The 17,655-nt window shown below is 40.7% G+C and carries 13 protein-coding genes and 2 pseudogenes; all 15 read right to left on the reverse strand.

All coding sequences use genetic code 11. From position 1 onward, the window contains the following. Positions 1–1,555 precede the first annotated feature (1,555 nt). The gene (locus NNJ85_RS02020; RefSeq protein WP_254473138.1) at positions 1,556–2,947 is read right to left on the reverse strand and encodes an L-serine ammonia-lyase; all 1,392 of its coding nucleotides are present in this window, start codon (positions 2,945–2,947) and stop codon (positions 1,556–1,558) included. A gap of 351 nt (positions 2,948–3,298) precedes the next feature. After that, positions 3,299–3,667, reverse strand: a complete 369-nt coding sequence (locus tag NNJ85_RS02025) for a helix-turn-helix domain-containing protein (RefSeq protein ID WP_254473141.1) — start codon at positions 3,665–3,667, stop codon at positions 3,299–3,301. Positions 3,668–3,779: 112 nt separating this feature from the next. Beyond that, positions 3,780–4,211, reverse strand: a complete 432-nt coding sequence (locus tag NNJ85_RS02030; protein ID WP_254473143.1) for a hypothetical protein — start codon at positions 4,209–4,211, stop codon at positions 3,780–3,782. A gap of 9 nt (positions 4,212–4,220) precedes the next feature. Beyond that, a complete protein-coding gene (locus tag NNJ85_RS02035) occupies positions 4,221–4,448 on the reverse strand; it encodes a hypothetical protein (RefSeq protein ID WP_254473145.1) in 228 nt (75 codons plus the stop codon). Between the two features lie 31 nt (positions 4,449–4,479). Further along, a complete protein-coding gene (locus NNJ85_RS02040) occupies positions 4,480–5,025 on the reverse strand; it encodes a lysozyme (protein WP_254473147.1) in 546 nt (181 codons plus the stop codon). Beyond that, the gene (locus NNJ85_RS02045; protein WP_254473149.1) at positions 4,988–5,764 is read right to left on the reverse strand and encodes a hypothetical protein; all 777 of its coding nucleotides are present in this window, start codon (positions 5,762–5,764) and stop codon (positions 4,988–4,990) included. Before NNJ85_RS02045 ends, NNJ85_RS02040 begins: the two co-directional genes overlap by 38 nt. Before the next feature lie 76 nt (positions 5,765–5,840). After that, entirely contained in the window at positions 5,841–6,200 is a 360-nt protein-coding gene (locus tag NNJ85_RS02050) for a hypothetical protein (protein ID WP_254473150.1), read from the reverse strand. A gap of 92 nt (positions 6,201–6,292) precedes the next feature. After that, positions 6,293–6,698, reverse strand: a pseudogene (locus NNJ85_RS02055) (hypothetical protein). After that, a complete protein-coding gene (locus NNJ85_RS02060; protein WP_254473152.1) occupies positions 6,695–7,405 on the reverse strand; it encodes a filamentous hemagglutinin in 711 nt (236 codons plus the stop codon). Before NNJ85_RS02060 ends, NNJ85_RS02055 begins: the two are co-directional and overlap by 4 nt. Positions 7,406–7,448: 43 nt before the next feature. Continuing rightward, positions 7,449–7,848: pseudogene (locus NNJ85_RS02065) on the reverse strand (hypothetical protein). Between the two features lie 20 nt (positions 7,849–7,868). Next, positions 7,869–8,093 (reverse strand): hypothetical protein, encoded by a 225-nt coding sequence (locus NNJ85_RS02070; RefSeq protein WP_254473154.1) that lies wholly within the window; start codon positions 8,091–8,093, stop codon positions 7,869–7,871. Further along, entirely contained in the window at positions 8,081–8,485 is a 405-nt protein-coding gene (locus NNJ85_RS02075; protein ID WP_254473155.1) for a hypothetical protein, read from the reverse strand. The genes NNJ85_RS02070 and NNJ85_RS02075 overlap by 13 nt, the downstream gene beginning before the upstream one ends. Before the next feature lie 185 nt (positions 8,486–8,670). Further along, positions 8,671–9,072 (reverse strand): hypothetical protein, encoded by a 402-nt coding sequence (locus NNJ85_RS02080; protein ID WP_254473157.1) that lies wholly within the window; start codon positions 9,070–9,072, stop codon positions 8,671–8,673. A gap of 162 nt (positions 9,073–9,234) precedes the next feature. Continuing rightward, positions 9,235–9,639 (reverse strand): hypothetical protein, encoded by a 405-nt coding sequence (locus tag NNJ85_RS02085; RefSeq protein ID WP_254473159.1) that lies wholly within the window; start codon positions 9,637–9,639, stop codon positions 9,235–9,237. Further along, positions 9,636–17,654, reverse strand: coding sequence for a hemagglutinin repeat-containing protein (locus NNJ85_RS02090; RefSeq protein ID WP_254473161.1), 8,019 nt, complete (start codon positions 17,652–17,654; stop codon positions 9,636–9,638). The genes NNJ85_RS02085 and NNJ85_RS02090 overlap by 4 nt, the downstream gene beginning before the upstream one ends. Between the last annotated feature and the right edge of the window lies 1 nt (position 17,655).

Raw genomic sequence — 17,655 nt, forward strand, 5'->3', positions numbered from 1 at the left:
CTTTCTGAAAAAAATGATCCCTACATGGGATGAAAGCTTATTATTTTAGAGATTATTGTAAAAGTGCAATAAAGAAAATCCTCTTAATAACGATTTCCTCTACAACAGACACGCTGTAAAAAATAATCTAAGCCCTTTTAATTTTATTTCTTGAAACAAACAAAGCAAATTTGAAAATACAAAGACTATCGATAAAAAACGTAAAAGAAATTATCAGATTAAATATCATAATACAATTTCCATAAGATTTTAATTTATAATGATAATTTTTTTTATATACTTTGATATAGTAGCAAGTGAAATAGGACAATGAGGTGAAAAAATTAAATTACTTTTAGAGATGCAACAGGCTTTTTAATTATTTTCATGCTTCTAATGATAAAGATATACGAAATTCTTCTTTAGCATCCCATCAACCTTTTACACCTTCAGCAGGGATTATCCATAAATCATCTTCAACCTAATTATCACAACTATAACGCAATGGATATGTACGAATACCTGTAAGAATAAATATACGCAAAATCAAATGTGTTATGTGTTGTTTTGCAAAGTCTTTTTATAAAAAGCAGGCTTTTCTTTTCAATCCATTGCTGGTAAATTTTTTGTTTTATGGAGTTGTTTTCCTAAGAGAGCCTGTACTTTTTCTATTGCCTGTAAATCAATATCCAAATCCCGAGCAATCGCATGTTTAAGACAAAATATTCAAGCGATTTAGTGTTTTTCTTTTGTTGCAGCTTTTATATGCCAGATGGAAAAAAGGGTACTGCGTATCCTCTGTTGGGTAATCTCTAAAACAGACAGAAAACTTAATTTTGGAAGAATATAAAAATTTTAAAAAGGTAAAAACTAATCCTAAGCCTTGCCATCACCTTTTAATTAAGCTTTACAACTTTCAAAAGTACCTAAAGCGAGTCCTTTAAATAATGAAGATTACGCACTATCTCACGCTTTTTTTTATCACATTCTTTAATGGTATCACAATCTTCATGTAAAACAAACTCACGAATAAGCAACACGATAACATTCTATTATCTGCATTCTATTCTTCATGAAAATTTTGAAAAATATTTTTAATGTATATGCTATTATTTATTTTAATTTTTTGCCGGTACAAGAAATTTTAAATAAAAGTTGGAAAATAAGATTTTCTAAGATCCCTTTTAATTATTGCAAATTAGAGTTTCTTTTCAAGGTATTTTTTCGCCATATCAGATGTCCAAAAAATCTCTACTTTTAAAATCCAGCTAGAAAGGAATGATAGATTAATCGCTCATTTTATTTATTTGCACTTTTTTATTTTTTTCTAATGAGACTGTTTTTCCATTTAAGAGACAAATCAAACAGATATAAGTAATATTCTCCTTCCAATCTTGCGGATAAAAGCTCCTCCTCGTGCAGAAAGAACGAAACCATCCCAAATTTATCTTAAGCATACTGCTGAATTAAATTGGAACTTTTTTATAAGCAACCAAAAACATGAGCTTTCTTAGAAAGAAAAAATGCGATCCTTCCCCAACGAGTCCAGTTATGGATTAATAAAATATTCCAGCTCTTAACAAGATATTGTATTAACTGCCAGGCCACCTTTACTTGTTTCTTTATAGCGTTCACTCATATCATGACCCGTCTGACGCATTGTTTCTATACAAGCATCAAGAGAAACAAAATGTTCCCCATTACCATATAATGCAAGAGAAGAAGCCGTTACTGCCTTAACCGCCCCCATTGCATTACGCTCAATACAAGGAACTTGGACAAGACCTGCAACCGGATCACACGTCATTCCCAAATGATGCTCAAGCGCAATTTCCGCTGCATTTTCAATTTGAGCCGGCGTTCCACCTAACGCCGCCGTCAAGCCCGCCGCGGCCATTGAAGATGCCGTTCCAACTTCACCTTGACACCCAACCTCTGCACCAGAAATAGAAGCATTATGTTTAATAACACCGCCAATCGCTGCTGCCGTCAATAGAAAATTATGTATTCCCTCTTGATTTGAATCATCATTAAACTGAAGATAGTAACGTAAAACTGCGGGAACAACACCAGCGGCCCCATTTGTTGGAGCGGTAACAACACGACCACCTGCTGCATTTTCCTCATTAACTGCCATAGCATATACCGAAAGCCAATCATTTGCCCAAAGTGGATAATTGAAATTTTTCTTTTGATTTTTCAAAAGCGTTTCATGCAGCTTTTTAGCACGCCTTAGAACACGTAATCCACCAGGCAACTCACCTTCTTGTGAAAGACCTCTATCAATACAATTTGTCATCGCTGAAAAAATTTCATCAAGTCCTGCATCTAGAGAAGAACGCTCAATCTTTGTTTCTTCATTTAAGCGCTTCATTTCAGCAATCGAAAGTCCGGATTTTTCCGCCATTGATAACATTGTACGCGCAGAATCAAAAGGATATGGCACCTCAAATGCTTCTGGTTGTATATCACCATTTATATGGTTTAATTCATCCTCAGTCACAACAAAGCCACCCCCGATAGAATAATAAATCTGCCTTAACAGAACATTCCCACCCGTATCAAGTCCTTCAAATGCTAACCCATTTGTATGTCCAGGTAAGATTTCTTTTCGTTCAAAAATAAGATCACTTTGCAAATCAAACTGATAAGCGGGATGCTCTTCTGGTTGTACTTTTTTTTCATGGATAACTTTTTCTAACAAAAATTCCATATTATCAGGATCAACAGTAGAAGCTTTTTCTCCTAAAAGTCCTAATACAATAGCCCTATCTGTCGCATGACCAATACCCGTGAACGCTAAAGAACCGTAAAGATAAACACGTATACGAGAAATTTGAATATCGGATGACTGAGAAAAATCTCGTATCTTTTGCAAAAACATATTGGCAGCTGTCATCGGCCCCATCGTGTGTGAGCTAGAAGGACCAATTCCAATTTTAAAAAGTTCAAAAACAGATAAAAACACGTATCACCTCAAAACTGTAGTATGGTTTGAGCATACGCTTTTTATAACGTTTGTCCCATTTAAAATCAAATTGTGAGATAAACTAAAAAAATGACAGCAATAAACACAAATGTCGCTCGTCTTGCTACCACCCAACACTTTCTTTCTATAGTGCTTTCCATAGTCAACCTTTAAAATGAACAATGCCCCTAGAGTCATCTATCTTTCCAAACGTAGTAAAATAAGTGTTCATATGCAAGACTAGAATTTAATAAACCTTTTTTAAAGTTATAATTTACTGTATTCACATGCCTTTTTTACTGTGAGGGATACCTGAATAAAAGTGAGGGTATAGGATTTTGCAACGTGCCTCTATAGGGCGCTTCTTTTTTTATCGAATTTCTCTAACCATTTTTTAAATTTTGTTAAGTCTTGTTGTGAAAAATTCTCTAAGTTTCTAACAAACATACCAACAATTTCACATCTGCATGTATCAGAAGGTTTTATTGTAAAACTCCTTCGACATGCATAGGCTTCTTTTCTTAAAAGTAATGCTTCCTTTTGATCTAAATCATATAATTCTATGATTTTGACTTCCATGTCAACCGGTACAGATTTCTTGCCAATCTCGACTGAAGATAAAAATGATACAGATATGTCTAATTTCTTAGCCATATCTAAGAGACGTTCGGAGTGATCAACGCGAAGTTTACGTAAAATTTTACCAAAAGATGTAACCATATAAAAAGTCCTGTTAGAGAAGAAATATTCCTTCTGATTCTAACAAATCTTTTTCAAACTTTCCTCAATTATTACGAATCAGCACTTCTTTTCGAGGTGATTTTTTTGCCATTTAAGGAGAGGTTTGGATAATTTTAGAATGAAAAACCTTACGGTATTTCTTGTTTCCTAAATGAAGTGGAAAGCTAAAACCGTTTACTTTTGCCACGAAATAAAAATCATCAAAACTACCAGAACTATAGCATCTTGCAATATAGCAATCATCAAAATCTTCCTTGAAGAAATCAGACAAATAATAACTAATCAACGCAATACGTTGTTCAATCGCGTCATCATCAGAAAAATCAATCACATCCTTCTGAAAACTAATATCTGGATTCTTTACTTTATTTTTTTTACGAGAATGATAGCTAGCTATAAGAAGATTATTAAAATTTTTTTGCCATTGACGATTCATTGTTGATGTTAAGAGGCGATCTTGTTCTAAGCTTGAATCTCCATTATGAGTTTTTAAAAATCTAATTCTATGCGGTATATCAAACATAGGTTTTCTCTAACTTTTCGTTATCCATTTTTTAAAGTGTGAGAAGTGATTATCTAGCGCATCTATGAAACGGGATAAATCGATGACAAACATAAAGACAATGAAGGCTAACCACTTCATAATGCGTGACATCATCTTTAAGCCTTGATACGTCTCTATCATCTCATGAAGCAGCTGTTGTTCTGTCTCCGTGAGATCTTGTTCCGGTTTACGCTTTCTACTCATTTGACCAACCACATAAGCGTGCTCCCTATTTTGCGCCCCCAAATCACAAACGCTGTTCCTTAAACCGCTTGGCAACAATCACCAGTCCTGTACACGCCGCTAAAACCATAATCCCTGCTAACGCCCACTGAATTGGTCCATTACCAACAAAAAAGCCTCCAAATCCTGAACAAGACCCTATAATCGGGGCTAGCGCCTCTATCTTGAAAAGACCTGTTCTCTCCTTCGTTTCTACCCTGTGATAGTTCGAAGCAATGTAAGACCCTTTCGCCCACAAACCGGCTTCGGCTGCTCGACGGTTGGATAATCCCACAAAAGGCTTACCCCCTATCTTATTCCATTTCTGTAATTCACTAGGAACAGCTTCATAATCCCCTTGATTAAGCTTCTTCAACAACGTTGACTTGCTAAAGGCTTTCGTTCCTACGTTATAGCAAAACGATACCAATGCCGCGAATTGATTATCCGTTAACGAAACCGTTACCGATTCCTCAACCGTCTTCTCAAATTGCTTTAAGTCCTCACAAAGGATTGTTTCTGCTTCCTCTTGACTAATACGCATGCCTTTTTTGACAAACAAAGGACACATGAACCTTGCCATCAGCCCCTTCCTGTAAATGCTTTTCTTCCTCTGGCGTTAAGTAATGATATAGTGGCTGTGGATTTCCATGGCTATCTCTTATAGGATTTCCATTTTCATCTTTTGCATAGATGACATTGCCATCTTTATCATGTTCAACGGTCGCCAGGTGATGCTCTTCGTAAAACATGTTTTCGAAGCCATGATCAACGATTTTAATTCCTTCTTCCAGTATTCCTACTGGTCCACGGCTCATTGTAGTGGCTATATTTTCAAGCTTTGCTACGTCTATTGGTACGACAGCCTGATGGGCTGTTGCAGTATTGCGGTTGAGAGAGCCAATGATTTCTCCAGCATCTTGCCCCATCGCTCTTTGGTTGCTTTTACCCGTTAGGATGATAGTCCAATCACTGATAGCAGATTTGGTTTCTCCTTCTGCGCCATCCTTGGCTTTGCCATGGTTTAAAACATTCTTGGTAATATTTTTTATCGTGTCATTTCCAGAAAGGCTAAAACCATGGCTGCTGGCTGTCGCATGGGCACTGTTGGTGATATCACTGGTGCTGATGCTTCCGGTGGTCAGACTATTTTTATCCGCTGAGGCACTGCTCGCAATAATGCCTCCGGTCAAGTTTGTTGTCCCCGTGACTGTAATATGAAAGCCGCCTGCCTCTGCTTTAATGCCTGATTGCTCTACAACACTGTGATAATCACTAGAGGATTTATCCTTTTGGAAAGAGGCGCTCATTGAACCTTCACTACCCGTTGCTCCAGTACCAAAGCCAACATTCTCATTAAAGTGCTTTGCGAATGATTTTGCGTTGTTAAAGTTTGCATTCAGGTTGTACTGGACTTCTTTTACAAAACGGGCTGTTTAAACGCTTCTCAACACTTCGCTTCGGAATAACAGCACCAGGACGACATATGGGAAGATCGTCCAATTTATGGTTCTCACACCATTCTTGTATGGTAAAGCTAGGGCGAAAACCTGATTGCCCCATACAAATTTCAATACTGGCAAATTGATTCAAATCTAGCGCCACAACCTTATCAAGGTCCGGTACGCCACATTCTAAAAGTATTTTCTGTCTCCATAATACTGGAGAAAGTGAGGGAATTTGATTAACACGTCCAACCGTACTTAAAAAAGCTATGCAGCTCAATAGTTTTAAAGTTTTCTTCATTTTCCCCTCTTTCAATGGATTGCTTGAGGTAACAATCCCACATGAGTATGGGAATACATAAATATGGGAATTGTTTTCATCAGCAGTAAAATTTAAGGATAGCATTCATATTGTTCCGGATGCTTTTTACAAAAAGGGCTGTTTAAGCGCCTCTTAACACTTGGCTGTAGGAAGACAACGCCAGGACGACAATTGGGAAGGTTGTCTTCTTTAAAAGTATAACACCACCCCCCCCTCAACTCTATTTTTATTGCGAAAACCTGATTGAACCATGCAAGCATCAATGGCGACCATGTCATTAGGAGTGAGCTTTTGAGTCTCTGGATCAACATCATAAGGGGTTGGTATACCACATTCTAACAATGCTTTTCCTACCTCCGTAAAATCTGCTCCTGGTTTCTTCCACATAGCTATGTACCCTGGAGCAGGCTTACCTAAATTACATGCAGTCATGCTTAACAGAATTAGCCCACTTAATAGTTTTAAAATTTGTTTCATTTTTTACTCCTTGATTTACTTACATCAATTTGTATACTGTGAGGCATCCCATAATCGCTTTGACACTCTTTACTTGCATAACCATAACACGCATGGACATTGGGATAGCTTGTCATCATTTTCCATGCCTCTTTCCACCAATTACTGCCAGAGGGAACCTTGTAGAAAGTACTTGGATTGCCACCAATCCCAACACCAACAAAGTCATCTACATGATTTTCCAACTTAATAGAGGTTTGTTCGCCATCACTCAAATAAGATAACAGACCGGCTGTAGCCCAAGCATTAGCCGCTGGACCAACAAATTTGATTGTTGTGTTTTTAGCTATTCCATGCACGCCTTCTTGTTTTAAAGAATTCATCATATTCAAGTTTATCAAACTGCCACGACTATGGGCATCAAAATGCAATCCTGTGTTCCCATAGCGAGACATCAGATCTTTTGCTTCTTGTGTGGAATTGGTCAGACCCCCAAAATTATTTTCCAGAAACTTCTGATAGCCTGCTACCAGAAATTCTGAAATGGCAGAATCGGCTTGGGGGAACACAACAAAATAAAGTGGTTCATTTTTATCCTTGGCATGTTGCTCTGCATAAACAGCAGCTTCATAGGGTGGCGTAAAGATGCCATTAAAGGAGACATGCACCCTGCCATCAGCCCCTTCTTGTAAATGTTGCTTGTTGAAGGAACAATCCCGTACAAACATGAGAACACATGGAGGTGGAGATTGTTTCCATCAACAGCAAAACTTAAGGTTTACATTCAGGTGCGTTTTTATACTTTTTACAAAACGGGCTGTTTAAGCGCTTTTTGACACTTCGCTGTGGGATGACAGCGCCTGGACGACAAATCGGCAAGTTTTCAGCTTTATGATTTTCACACATAGTCCCCCCCCACTTTATCACGGAAACCTGCTTGAATCATGCATGCTTCAATGGTTCCTATTGCATTGTTACTTAGCTTGCTGCTTTCTGGATCGCGATCATAAGGAGTTGGCATGCCACATTCTAACAAGGCTTTTCCTATCTCTGTAAAATCTTCACCCTGCTTCTCCCACACACTTAAATACCCTCCAGGAGGTTTATTAAATTGGCATCCAGTTATGATCAACAAAGTTATTGTGCTTAATAATTTTAGAATTTGTTTCATTTTTTACTCCATAATCTAATTCAAGGTTTTTGTTCTAGATGAGATGAGCCGTAAAGTATCCTACACTTATTTCCCGCATCTCCAAGACAAGTATAGACACTGTTGGGATTTGTGAACATTTTCCATGCTTCATTACAAGCGTTACTGCCAGCAGGTGCTGTCTCGTAAGTATAGCCATTGCCGCCAATCCATCGGCTTACAAAGTCATATTTATGTCCATCACAAGCAATGTTTAAGGTTCGCACTCAGGTGCAGTTTTATATTTTTGACAATAAGCACTCTTTAAACGTCTCTCAACACTTCGCTTTGGAATGACAGTACCTGGCACACAAATGGGAAGATCTTCGGCATTATAATTTCTACACCGATCTCTCCAATCCCATCCTAATTTACTATGAAAGCCTGCTTGGCTTAAGCATGCATAAATAGATGTATTCGCATTTATGCTTAACTCTCTATTATCTATCATATAAGCGTCATGAGGATTTAGCATTCCACATTCTAAAAGTACTTTTTTAATCTCAACCTTATCTGCTCCTAGCTTCTCTAATGCATCCAGAGCCTGATGAGGACCTGGAGCACATCCAGCTATAATAAGCAAAACTAATCCACTCAATAACTTTAAAGTTGTTTTCACTTTTCCTCTCCTTCAATGATCTTTTACGAAGTGCTTATAAGCTGTATAAGCTTGTTGATGTTTTTATGTTCCTCCGTCCATACCAATTTGAAAACACGTTGAATGCCGAGACAATCGAACCATACGCTTAGTGCAAAAAATAAAAAGAACTGAGCATTACTCTTAATCATACCAACATCAAGAAACTACGGTAGACATTCAGGTTTGTTTCTATTTATTTTACAATGGGGACTGTTTAAACGTTTCTTAACACTTCTTTGAGGAATGACAGCACCTGGACGACAAATCGGAAAACGAGCATCAAAAAACTCACACGAACTCAAATATCCGGATTTATACCTAAAACCTGCTTGAACCATGCAAGCTTCAATTAATGCGTTCGCATTTCCATCTAACTTCCTGTTGTATTCATCATGAGAATAAGGGGTTGGCATGCCACATTCTAACAGCGCCTTCCCTATATCAATTGTATCGGCACTAGGCTTATCCCATAATTCCCAAGCTGATAAAGGAACCTTAGCTTTATACTCACATCCTGCGACAATAAGCAAAGCTATACAGCTTAATAGTTTTAAAGTTTTCTTCATTCTTCCCCTCTTTTAATGGATTTCGTTACTATAAAAAATGCCTAAGCCTGTTAATCTTTTATCCAACATGTAGGACTGAGTTGAGATAATGTGTTGATGGAAAAATCCCGCACAATTATGGGAACACATGAAAGTGGGGATTGTTTCCATCACAAGCAATATTTAAGGTTTGCACTCAAGTGCATTTTTATATTTTTTACAAAACGGGCTGTTTAAGCGCCTCTTGACACTTCTCTGGGGTATGACAGTACCAGGACGACAAATCGGCAAGTTTTCGGCTTTATAAGTATAACACCACCCTCCCTCATGTTCATTTTCATAATGGAATCCTGATTGAACCATGCATGCATGAATTGTTGCTATTGCATTAATGCTTAGCTTTCTGTTTTCTGGAAAGACATCATAAGGGGTTGGCATACCACATTCTAACAAAGCTTTTCCTACCTCCGTAAAATCTGCTCCTGGTTTCTTCCACGCTGCCACCTCTCCTAGAGGTGGCTTATTAAACTGACATCCTGCAATACCTAACAAAGTTACAGCACCTAATAGCTTTAGAATTTGTTTCATTTTTTACTCCTTGATTTCTTTAAAGGAAATTGTTCTAGATGAGATGAGCCATAATCATATCTACATTTATCACTCGCATTTCCAAGACAAGTATGAACACTGTTGGGATTTGTGAACATTTTCCATGCTTCATTCCAAGCGTTACTGCCAGCAGGTGCTGTGTCGTAAGTATAGCCATTACCACCAATCCATCGGCTTACAAAGTCATATTTATGCCCATCAAAACCAACAGTGGTTTGTTTGCCATCACTCACATAACCTAACAGACCGGCTGCAACCAAAGCATTAAAGGCTGGCCCATAGAGATTGATATTCATGTTTTCGTTGGCTATTCCATGCACGCCTTCTTGTTTGAAAGAATTCAGCATATTCCCCAATGTCATGCCACCGCGGCTATGGCCGTAAAGCTTTAACCCTGTAAGACCATAGCCATACACCAAATCTTTTGCTTCTTGTGTGGAATTGGTCAGACCCCAAAAGTTATTTTCAAAAAACTTCTGGTAGCCTGCTACCAGAAGTTCTGAGATGGCAGAATCGGCTTGGGGAAACACAACAAAATAAAGCGGTGCATTTTTATCCTTGGCATGTTGCTCTGCATAAACAGCGGCTTCATAGGGTGGGATAAAGATGCCGTTAAAGGAGACATGGACCTTACCATCAGCCCCTTCCTGCAAATGCTGCTTTTCTTCATCCGTTAAATAATGAAACTGAGGTATTGGTTGTCCACGAGCGTCTTTTATAGGTACCCCATTTTCATCTGTTTTGTAGATTACATTGCCCTGTTCATCACGGTCGACCACAGCGAGAGGATGTTCTTTAATAAACATGGTTTTATAGGAGTCATCGCTGTATTTAAACCCTTCCTCCAGCAATTGTGTGGCCATTTCACGGTTTTCGTGGACGATTTGTTCCAGCTTGCCTACATCGAGCTGTTGGACACCCTTATGGGCATTGACAGTATCGCGATTAAGAGAAGTAATGGCTTGTTCGCCATTTTGCCCTGTCAGTGCTATTTGCCCTGCTTCATCGGTGAGCACAATGGTGCTATCGCTGATATCCGATTTGGTATAGCCTTCCTCAGAATCTTTAGCTTTGGAATGATCTAAGATATTTTTGGCAATGTTTTTTACAACGCCATATTTGCCTTGATGCATCGGGCCCCCCGCTGAAATGCTATAGCCTTTGCTGCTGGCTTGAGCTTCAGCACTGTTGATGATATCACTGGTTGTAATGGTTCCGGTGGTCAGTTTGTTTTTGTCTGCCGGTGCGCTGCTGTCAATAATGCCCCCGGTCAGCGTTGTTTTGTCTTTAACGTTGATCTCAAAACCGCCAGCACCGGCTTTGATGCCTGATTGCTCCACAACATTGTGATAATTGCTAGAGGATTTATCCTTATTCAAGGCAATATTGGTTGAAGCTTTATCGTCCTTTTTTCCACCATTATAACCAATAGAAAAAGAGTTTTGCTTGCTGGTGCTTTTTCCCCTATCGCTCTGGCTGGTAATGGTGAAATCACCCCCAACACCCATCTCTACACGATTTCCAGAAAGGACTGCCCCATTCAGTGTGGTGTTTTTTCCACTGTTGGTATGAACCGTGCCGGTGCCCACAACATGGCTGTTCTTGTGCTGTACTTCCTCACTAGAGCCCTTGCCTTTCCCAAAAGAAGCATTGCCCATCCAGCCATGACCACTGGTGCCATGAGTGTAGCCAACATTCATGGAAGCACTTTGCGAATGATTTTGTGTGCTTTGCGTGTTTTGTGCACTTTCAAGCGTGATATCTTGGCCTGCGCTCAAATTAATGTTCCCGCTCTGTTCATCATTAATCAGAGGGTTTGTGCCAGCAACTATATCCACCCCTTCACCATAGATGTTGCCCTCATGAGCGTTTATGTTAATAGCATGCCCCCCTACTATGTGATCTGTGACCGCAGTGGACGTTTGAGACGATGCTTCTGCCTTATTCGACTGAAAGCCTGCCGTAATGCTGGCTGAGACATCAAGAGCATTACGAATGTCTTTTTGGGTTGCTCCACCTTTTATCCCACTGTAGAAACCTTTGCCTTTATTATAGAGACCATAGCCTTTCAAGCCACCAATTAAACCATTGCCGATTTTATGTTTTGTATCCCCATGACCAAAACGTGTGCCTGCATCCTTCACGTCTTGTATATCACCTAATATCCCTACATTGAAAGAACCTGTCACACCAGCAAAAAACTTTTCATGTTTTTCCTTCACATTAGAGGTATCATCAGCTGCTGAAAGCTTCACGTTATTGCCTGCATCAATATTCACATCATGCTCTGTCGAAACATTTGTCGCTTGTAAATTTGCATCATTGCCGGCTTTAAAATTCGTATCATTGCCTGCGTGGAAATTGGATGATGTATTGGTCTTTTCCCATTGCTCGCCTTTGTCCTTGCCGCCTGCAACACCAACCCCAACAGAAACACCGGTGTGGCTTTTGCCAAACTGAATGCCAAAGCCTGAGCGTTCTTCTTTTGAGTTTGTGCTATAGCTATTCTGCCACGGTAAAACATTCATATCATGGGCTACTGAAACATTAATATTTTCCTGTGCAGTAAAGTCAGAGCCCACGATATCCACATCTTCTTTTTTAGCGGTAATGGTGATATTTTTTCCATTGAATGAAGAGCCTTGATGTTCAAAACTTTCCTCATTCTTTGTCTTTCCCTCACTGCTATAGATTGAAGCAAAGCCCTTGCCTGACCCCACACCAAAACTCGTTTTATGGATTTCTGAATGGCCCTTATGATGGTCTGTCATGCCATCAACCGTCACACTTTTTCCGCTCACATTGATGTCTTCATTGGCAATCATATGAGAAGCCGTAATCGTGGCTTCTTTTTCGGCATTCAACACAATATTGCCCGTTGCCCCAAGAATAGAGGAAACCGTTGTGGTATGGGATTCAGCCTTATCGGAAGATTTGCTACTCAAAAAGCCACTTTTCGACGATTGTGCTTGTTGATCATAGTTTTCTTGCACACCTTTGATGGTAATCTTTTCCCCAGCGTGAATCGTAATATCCGCTTGTTTCTGATCTCGCGTTTCCCCCGCCTTGCCGGCTGTGAGTATCGAAGCGTCAACTTCCATGTTGTGTCCTGAATCAATGGCAACACCTTTGCCCCCCGATACAAGTGAACCGGAAACTTGGGTAGCATCAATCTTGCTATGCTCAGATTTGCTGCTGCTAAATACTCCACCCTTTTTATGGTATGACATCTCATAATTTAGACTATTTTCTGCATTGTTGATCAGAACATCGTGGCTGGCTTTCAGCCCCACTTTGCCATCCGCTGTAACGGAACTGCCTGTGATAGATAAATCATGGGGGTTGCCATCTTGCCCTGCTACAGCGGTGATATCCCCGCCAGCATTGATGGAAGAGCCAACGGCAATGGACATAGAACTGTCAACTTTCGTATTTTTATTTTGAAAATGTATATCCCTTTCATCTTTTTTCACCCCTATTGTGATCTCCCCTTGGGCACCAAGAGCAACATTGCCTTTCGCATCTATACTGGACGCAGAAACATGGATATCTTTTCCGGATATAACCATGGTATCTTTGCCAGAACTTAAATGAGAGCCATTGTGCACCGCAACATGGGAGTTTTGATCTCTCCGATGCTGATTTGCACTGTTGCGTGTAGCATCAATCGACACATTTTCTTTTGCTTGTAAGTGCAAATCATCATGAGCTTGAACTTCAGAGCTTAAAATATTCAAATCTTTTCCAGAGGAAAGTGTTGTTGAACCACCTAAATGCATTTCCGATTGATGATGCATTGTCGCATCACCCTGTGCATCATAATGATGTGTGGCTGCGGACCCTATGGTCAAGTTTCCTTGTTCTGTCGACATGGCAAGATCACCCCCTGTGGTAACCTTTACCCCTGAGGTTGTGATATCTTGTTTGGCTATCACGGCTGCATTGCCCCCAGCAGACAAGGCATTGGTGTTTAACACTGTCTCCACACCGTCAACGCTTGTGCGCCCTGCCTCCAAACGAATATTGTTCTCTGCAAGCAAAACGGCATCATTTCCGGCGGCAAAATGCCCCCCTTGACCCCAAATATTCTCACCCTTTACAGATAAATTATGGGTAGCACTGATCCGCCCTGAATTGACCAGATCTTTGCTGGTTATATTGACATCATCACCCATCATCAAAGCCCCAGCAGAAACAAAGGAAGCTCTGTCTTTTTCTGGAATGTAAAGCACCGGTGCATAAACATCCATGCCTTTGACTTGTTGACGGACATAAATCACCATCGGGGCTTCTAAGCTTGCCAATTGTTCTTCACTTAAAGGCTCACCAAAGGGGAGATTGTGGGCTTTGGCATAATCTGCCCCTCTATCCAGCAAGGTTTTAACTTGTTCAATCGAATCTTTTCCTGGAATAAACGAGCCTTTGCTTAAACCTTGTCCCACAAGATCACGCATTTGTTTTTCAATCAGTTGCTTTTCAAAATAAGCATCCCCTAAGAAAAAAATCTCCCGATCTGGCTTATAACCAATTCTATTTAAAAAATAGGCTGAACCATAAAACTTACCAACATCAAGAAAGTCTGCTCTGGTTTCATAAATAAAATTCTGTTGAGGCAAAGTCCCCCCAACACCGCCCGATTGGGGCTTTGGCAAAGGGAGCCCATCAGAAAGATCCCCCGCCCCATTGATGTCCACTTTGGGTGTAAAGAGCACCCCTCCTGCAGTCAAACCATTCAATGCCTCCAGCGGATTGCCCGAAACCGCCTTGGCTTCAAAATGCGCCTCCCCCGTAATGGCCCCTTCAACCGCCGTGTTGTTGAGTTTATCGACCTTCAGATTCAACGTGCCTCCTGCCTGAACAAGACCAGAAACCGTATCGAGAACTTCTGAGCCAGTTTGGCGATTCTTGCCATTGGCTATGTCGAGACTCGTATTGCGGCTGTCATCAGCGTTATAGGCATAACAATAAGCATCTGTATTGGCATGACAATGCATAAAGGTATTTTTATAAGCGGTCATCCCTACATTGGTCAGCACATTCGCATGGATATCCGCATTGCCCCCTGCTTCTATAATGCTGTAGTTATTCTCAATATCATCAGCGTTAATAATAAGATTGCCGTGAGATTGAATCATCCCTTGAGCCGCCGGTTTATGCGAAAACCCTTGCGTCACAGTCTCCTCGCTCATGTGGGAAGAACCATTCCATTTATATGTTTGCATATGATCTCGAGCATGCGCCCATCCTTTTACCCAAGTAAAAGCCTTATAAACTGTTCCATCTTGCAAAGTTGCTTTGCCGTATGATCCTTCCTTATTGCCAAAAAGTACTTCGTCCAAACTAAATAATGTATGCTCGATGTTAACACCGAGAAATGATTCTGGCTCTTCAATGTGTCCTTTTCCCCAAAGATTATACTTTGTATTATGATATAATAATCCATCTCTGCTCCAACGAAGCTCTTCCGGTCTTTGAAATGAAATGATCCTATATTCCTCTTTATCCTCCTTTTCAGGCTTGCTATCGGCTTCATTTTTCAACGTTTTGGTTTGGATCAATAAGTTTCCACCGGCTTGAATCAAGCCTGCTTTATTAACAAGGGAAAGGCTCTTTCCTGTGCCATCTGCATTGGTAAAAAATAAATCACCTTCTGCCATAATGGCACCAAAATCATTCAACAAAGTCCCATCAACTTTTAAAGCCCCATTCCCACCAGTATAGATCAGACCCGTTTTGTTGTTGGTCGCATTCCCTGTCACACTAAAGACTAAATTCTGCCCCGCTGCCAATTGACCGCTATTGCCTAACTTTCCTGTTTTGATGATAAAATCTTTCGCCGCTAAAACGGATGTCTCTTTATCAGCCATAACCCCTGGAGCGACAAAAAGAATATCGCCCGTTCCCCCTTCATCGGTAATGGCTTGTAGCCGTGCATGATGAATATCAAGGGCATGGGTGCTGTTAAAATCTAAACCACCATACGTTAATTCGCTCCCCGAAACATCAATATGATCCGCAATTAAATACAGCGTTTGAGGCGTATAAATATGAGAACGATTATTGCTTAAATCCAGTGTCGGTGCTGTCAACCTCACATCCCCCAGAACAGACAGCACATTCTCAACACTGATCCCGCCTGAAACGGATGTTAATGTCGCTGTGCCGTACCCTATGATCTGATCATAATAAATATCGTTGCCAGCAAAAAGTTCAATATTTTCACCACTGATAATATGTCCAACCTTTATACCTTTTTCAGCTGTGATCGAAAGAGAACCTTTATCATAAAAAACAAGATCACCGGAAGGATTCGAAGGGCTTGCTTCAGAGGCAACAAAATCAAAACCTGTCATCAGAGTGCCAGCATCAAGGCTGCCTACCTTCAAAACAGCATCCCCACCTGTCATCAGCGAAGAAAAGTCAACCACCCCGCCACGGATATCAGCTTTTTCATAAGCAATCAGTTGTCCAAAATGAACCCCAGCATTGGGTTGTGTATGAAGAGCTACATCGTGGTGTGAGAGAAGAGATTGAGAAACAAGTATCCCCTTATGAGAGCCTAAAGTAATATCTCCAGCGCCATAAATATTTTCTGCGGCAATACCCCCACTTACACTTTGAAGATCCACATCCCCTTGGCTGCCCAAAACAAGATTTCCGGTAGCTTGGGTCGCTGCCATATCAACCCCACCGGCTAAAAAATGCCCTTGTATATCCCCACCAGCATGTGCATTTAAATTACCCCCTGCCAAAACAGTGCCACCAATGGTCAAATCACCACCTGTTTCAAACGCCATATCAGCCCTTGCCCCTAGACCAGAGACATTAATAGCATGGCGCGCAGACAACTTCATATTGCCTCCAGAGGTCGCTTGTCCGGCAATGGTTAAAAGCCCTTCCCCCGCTTCTGCTGTAAAATGACCCTCAGCTCCAACAGTTTCTAACGTCATATCCTTGTGAGCCGCAATATCAATATTCTTTTTGGAGCTGATGTGCTTTGCCAACACACTCTGGCTTTTCGATTTAAGGACAACACCCCCGTGACCAAAAGCACTTTGTAGGGAAATTTTTCCATCAGCCGAAAGATGCAATTGCCCAGCATTGGCCGCCATATCATGGCGCATGCAAACCCCAACACCTTTTTCGGTTGCCACAAGTTTAATCTGATCCGCCTGGAGTGCCCCCAAAGCAGACCCATCTATCGCATATTCTGGTTTACCAGTAATATCGGTCAGCTCCTTCATCTGGCGAGAAGCATAGTCATAACTTCCCGTTCCAGCAAAAACCCCAATATCCTTTCCCGCAACAAGACCTTCAAAATGCACCGTACGAGAAACAATATCAACGATATCAACAGCCCTTTGGCCTGAGAAAAAATTAGCCCCGTGTGGACCAAAAGTGAGGGCTCCACCTCTGATCACAAAACCTTTCAGAAAACCAGAAGCATCAATTTCTGGAACACCGGTGGTTAATGTCGCATGGGGCGTATTGATAAACCCACAACCATCACAAGTTATTCCATTGGGATTGGCTATAATCACATCTGCGGGGCGCCCAAAAACCTCTCCTGGACCATTCAAAGCACTGCGTTTGCTACTAGTTACTTCATTTAAAATCACCTTCGCTGAACCCATCACACGCAAATGGGGATTGCCCGGCATAATGCCCCCCAATTGTGATTGCCCTACTTCCTGCGCATGATTGTTCCAAATAACCCCGGAATGACCAATATTAAAATCATTATATTTATTGTGCGATAAACCACTGCCATTGGGGGTTACAATATCTATGGAAGAAACCCCATTGGGCGCTGCCACTATATCAGGGCGATGGGCGGCACTCGCGTTAGCATCAACTGCAATTTGCGCCTGTAAAGCTGAAGGGGCTAACAAACAAGAAAAACTAAGCCCTCCAAATAAAACCTTTTTGAGCATCGTACTAGAGACTAAAACACCGAATAAAGCGGCTCTTTGTTCTCTCTTCTCATATCTCATG

The sequence above is a fragment of the Bartonella sp. B1098 genome, assembly GCF_944896145.1.
Taxonomy (GTDB): Bacteria; Pseudomonadota; Alphaproteobacteria; order Rhizobiales; family Rhizobiaceae; genus Bartonella.

Coding starts and splice junctions, on each gene's coding strand:
- NNJ85_RS02025 (WP_254473141.1), bottom strand. CDS start 3,667: ATGGTTACATCTTTTGGTAAAATTTTACGTAAACTTCGCGTTGATCAC.
- NNJ85_RS02030 (WP_254473143.1), bottom strand. CDS start 4,211: ATGTTTGATATACCGCATAGAATTAGATTTTTAAAAACTCATAATGGA.
- NNJ85_RS02040 (WP_254473147.1), bottom strand. CDS start 5,025: ATGTGTCCTTTGTTTGTCAAAAAAGGCATGCGTATTAGTCAAGAGGAA.
- NNJ85_RS02045 (WP_254473149.1), bottom strand. CDS start 5,764: ATGAGCGCCTCTTTCCAAAAGGATAAATCCTCTAGTGATTATCACAGT.
- NNJ85_RS02050 (WP_254473150.1), bottom strand. CDS start 6,200: ATGAAGAAAACTTTAAAACTATTGAGCTGCATAGCTTTTTTAAGTACG.
- NNJ85_RS02060 (WP_254473152.1), bottom strand. CDS start 7,405: ATGTTTGTACGGGATTGTTCCTTCAACAAGCAACATTTACAAGAAGGG.
- NNJ85_RS02080 (WP_254473157.1), bottom strand. CDS start 9,072: ATGAAGAAAACTTTAAAACTATTAAGCTGTATAGCTTTGCTTATTGTC.
- NNJ85_RS02085 (WP_254473159.1), bottom strand. CDS start 9,639: ATGAAACAAATTCTAAAGCTATTAGGTGCTGTAACTTTGTTAGGTATT.
- NNJ85_RS02090 (WP_254473161.1), bottom strand. CDS start 17,654: ATGAGATATGAGAAGAGAGAACAAAGAGCCGCTTTATTCGGTGTTTTA.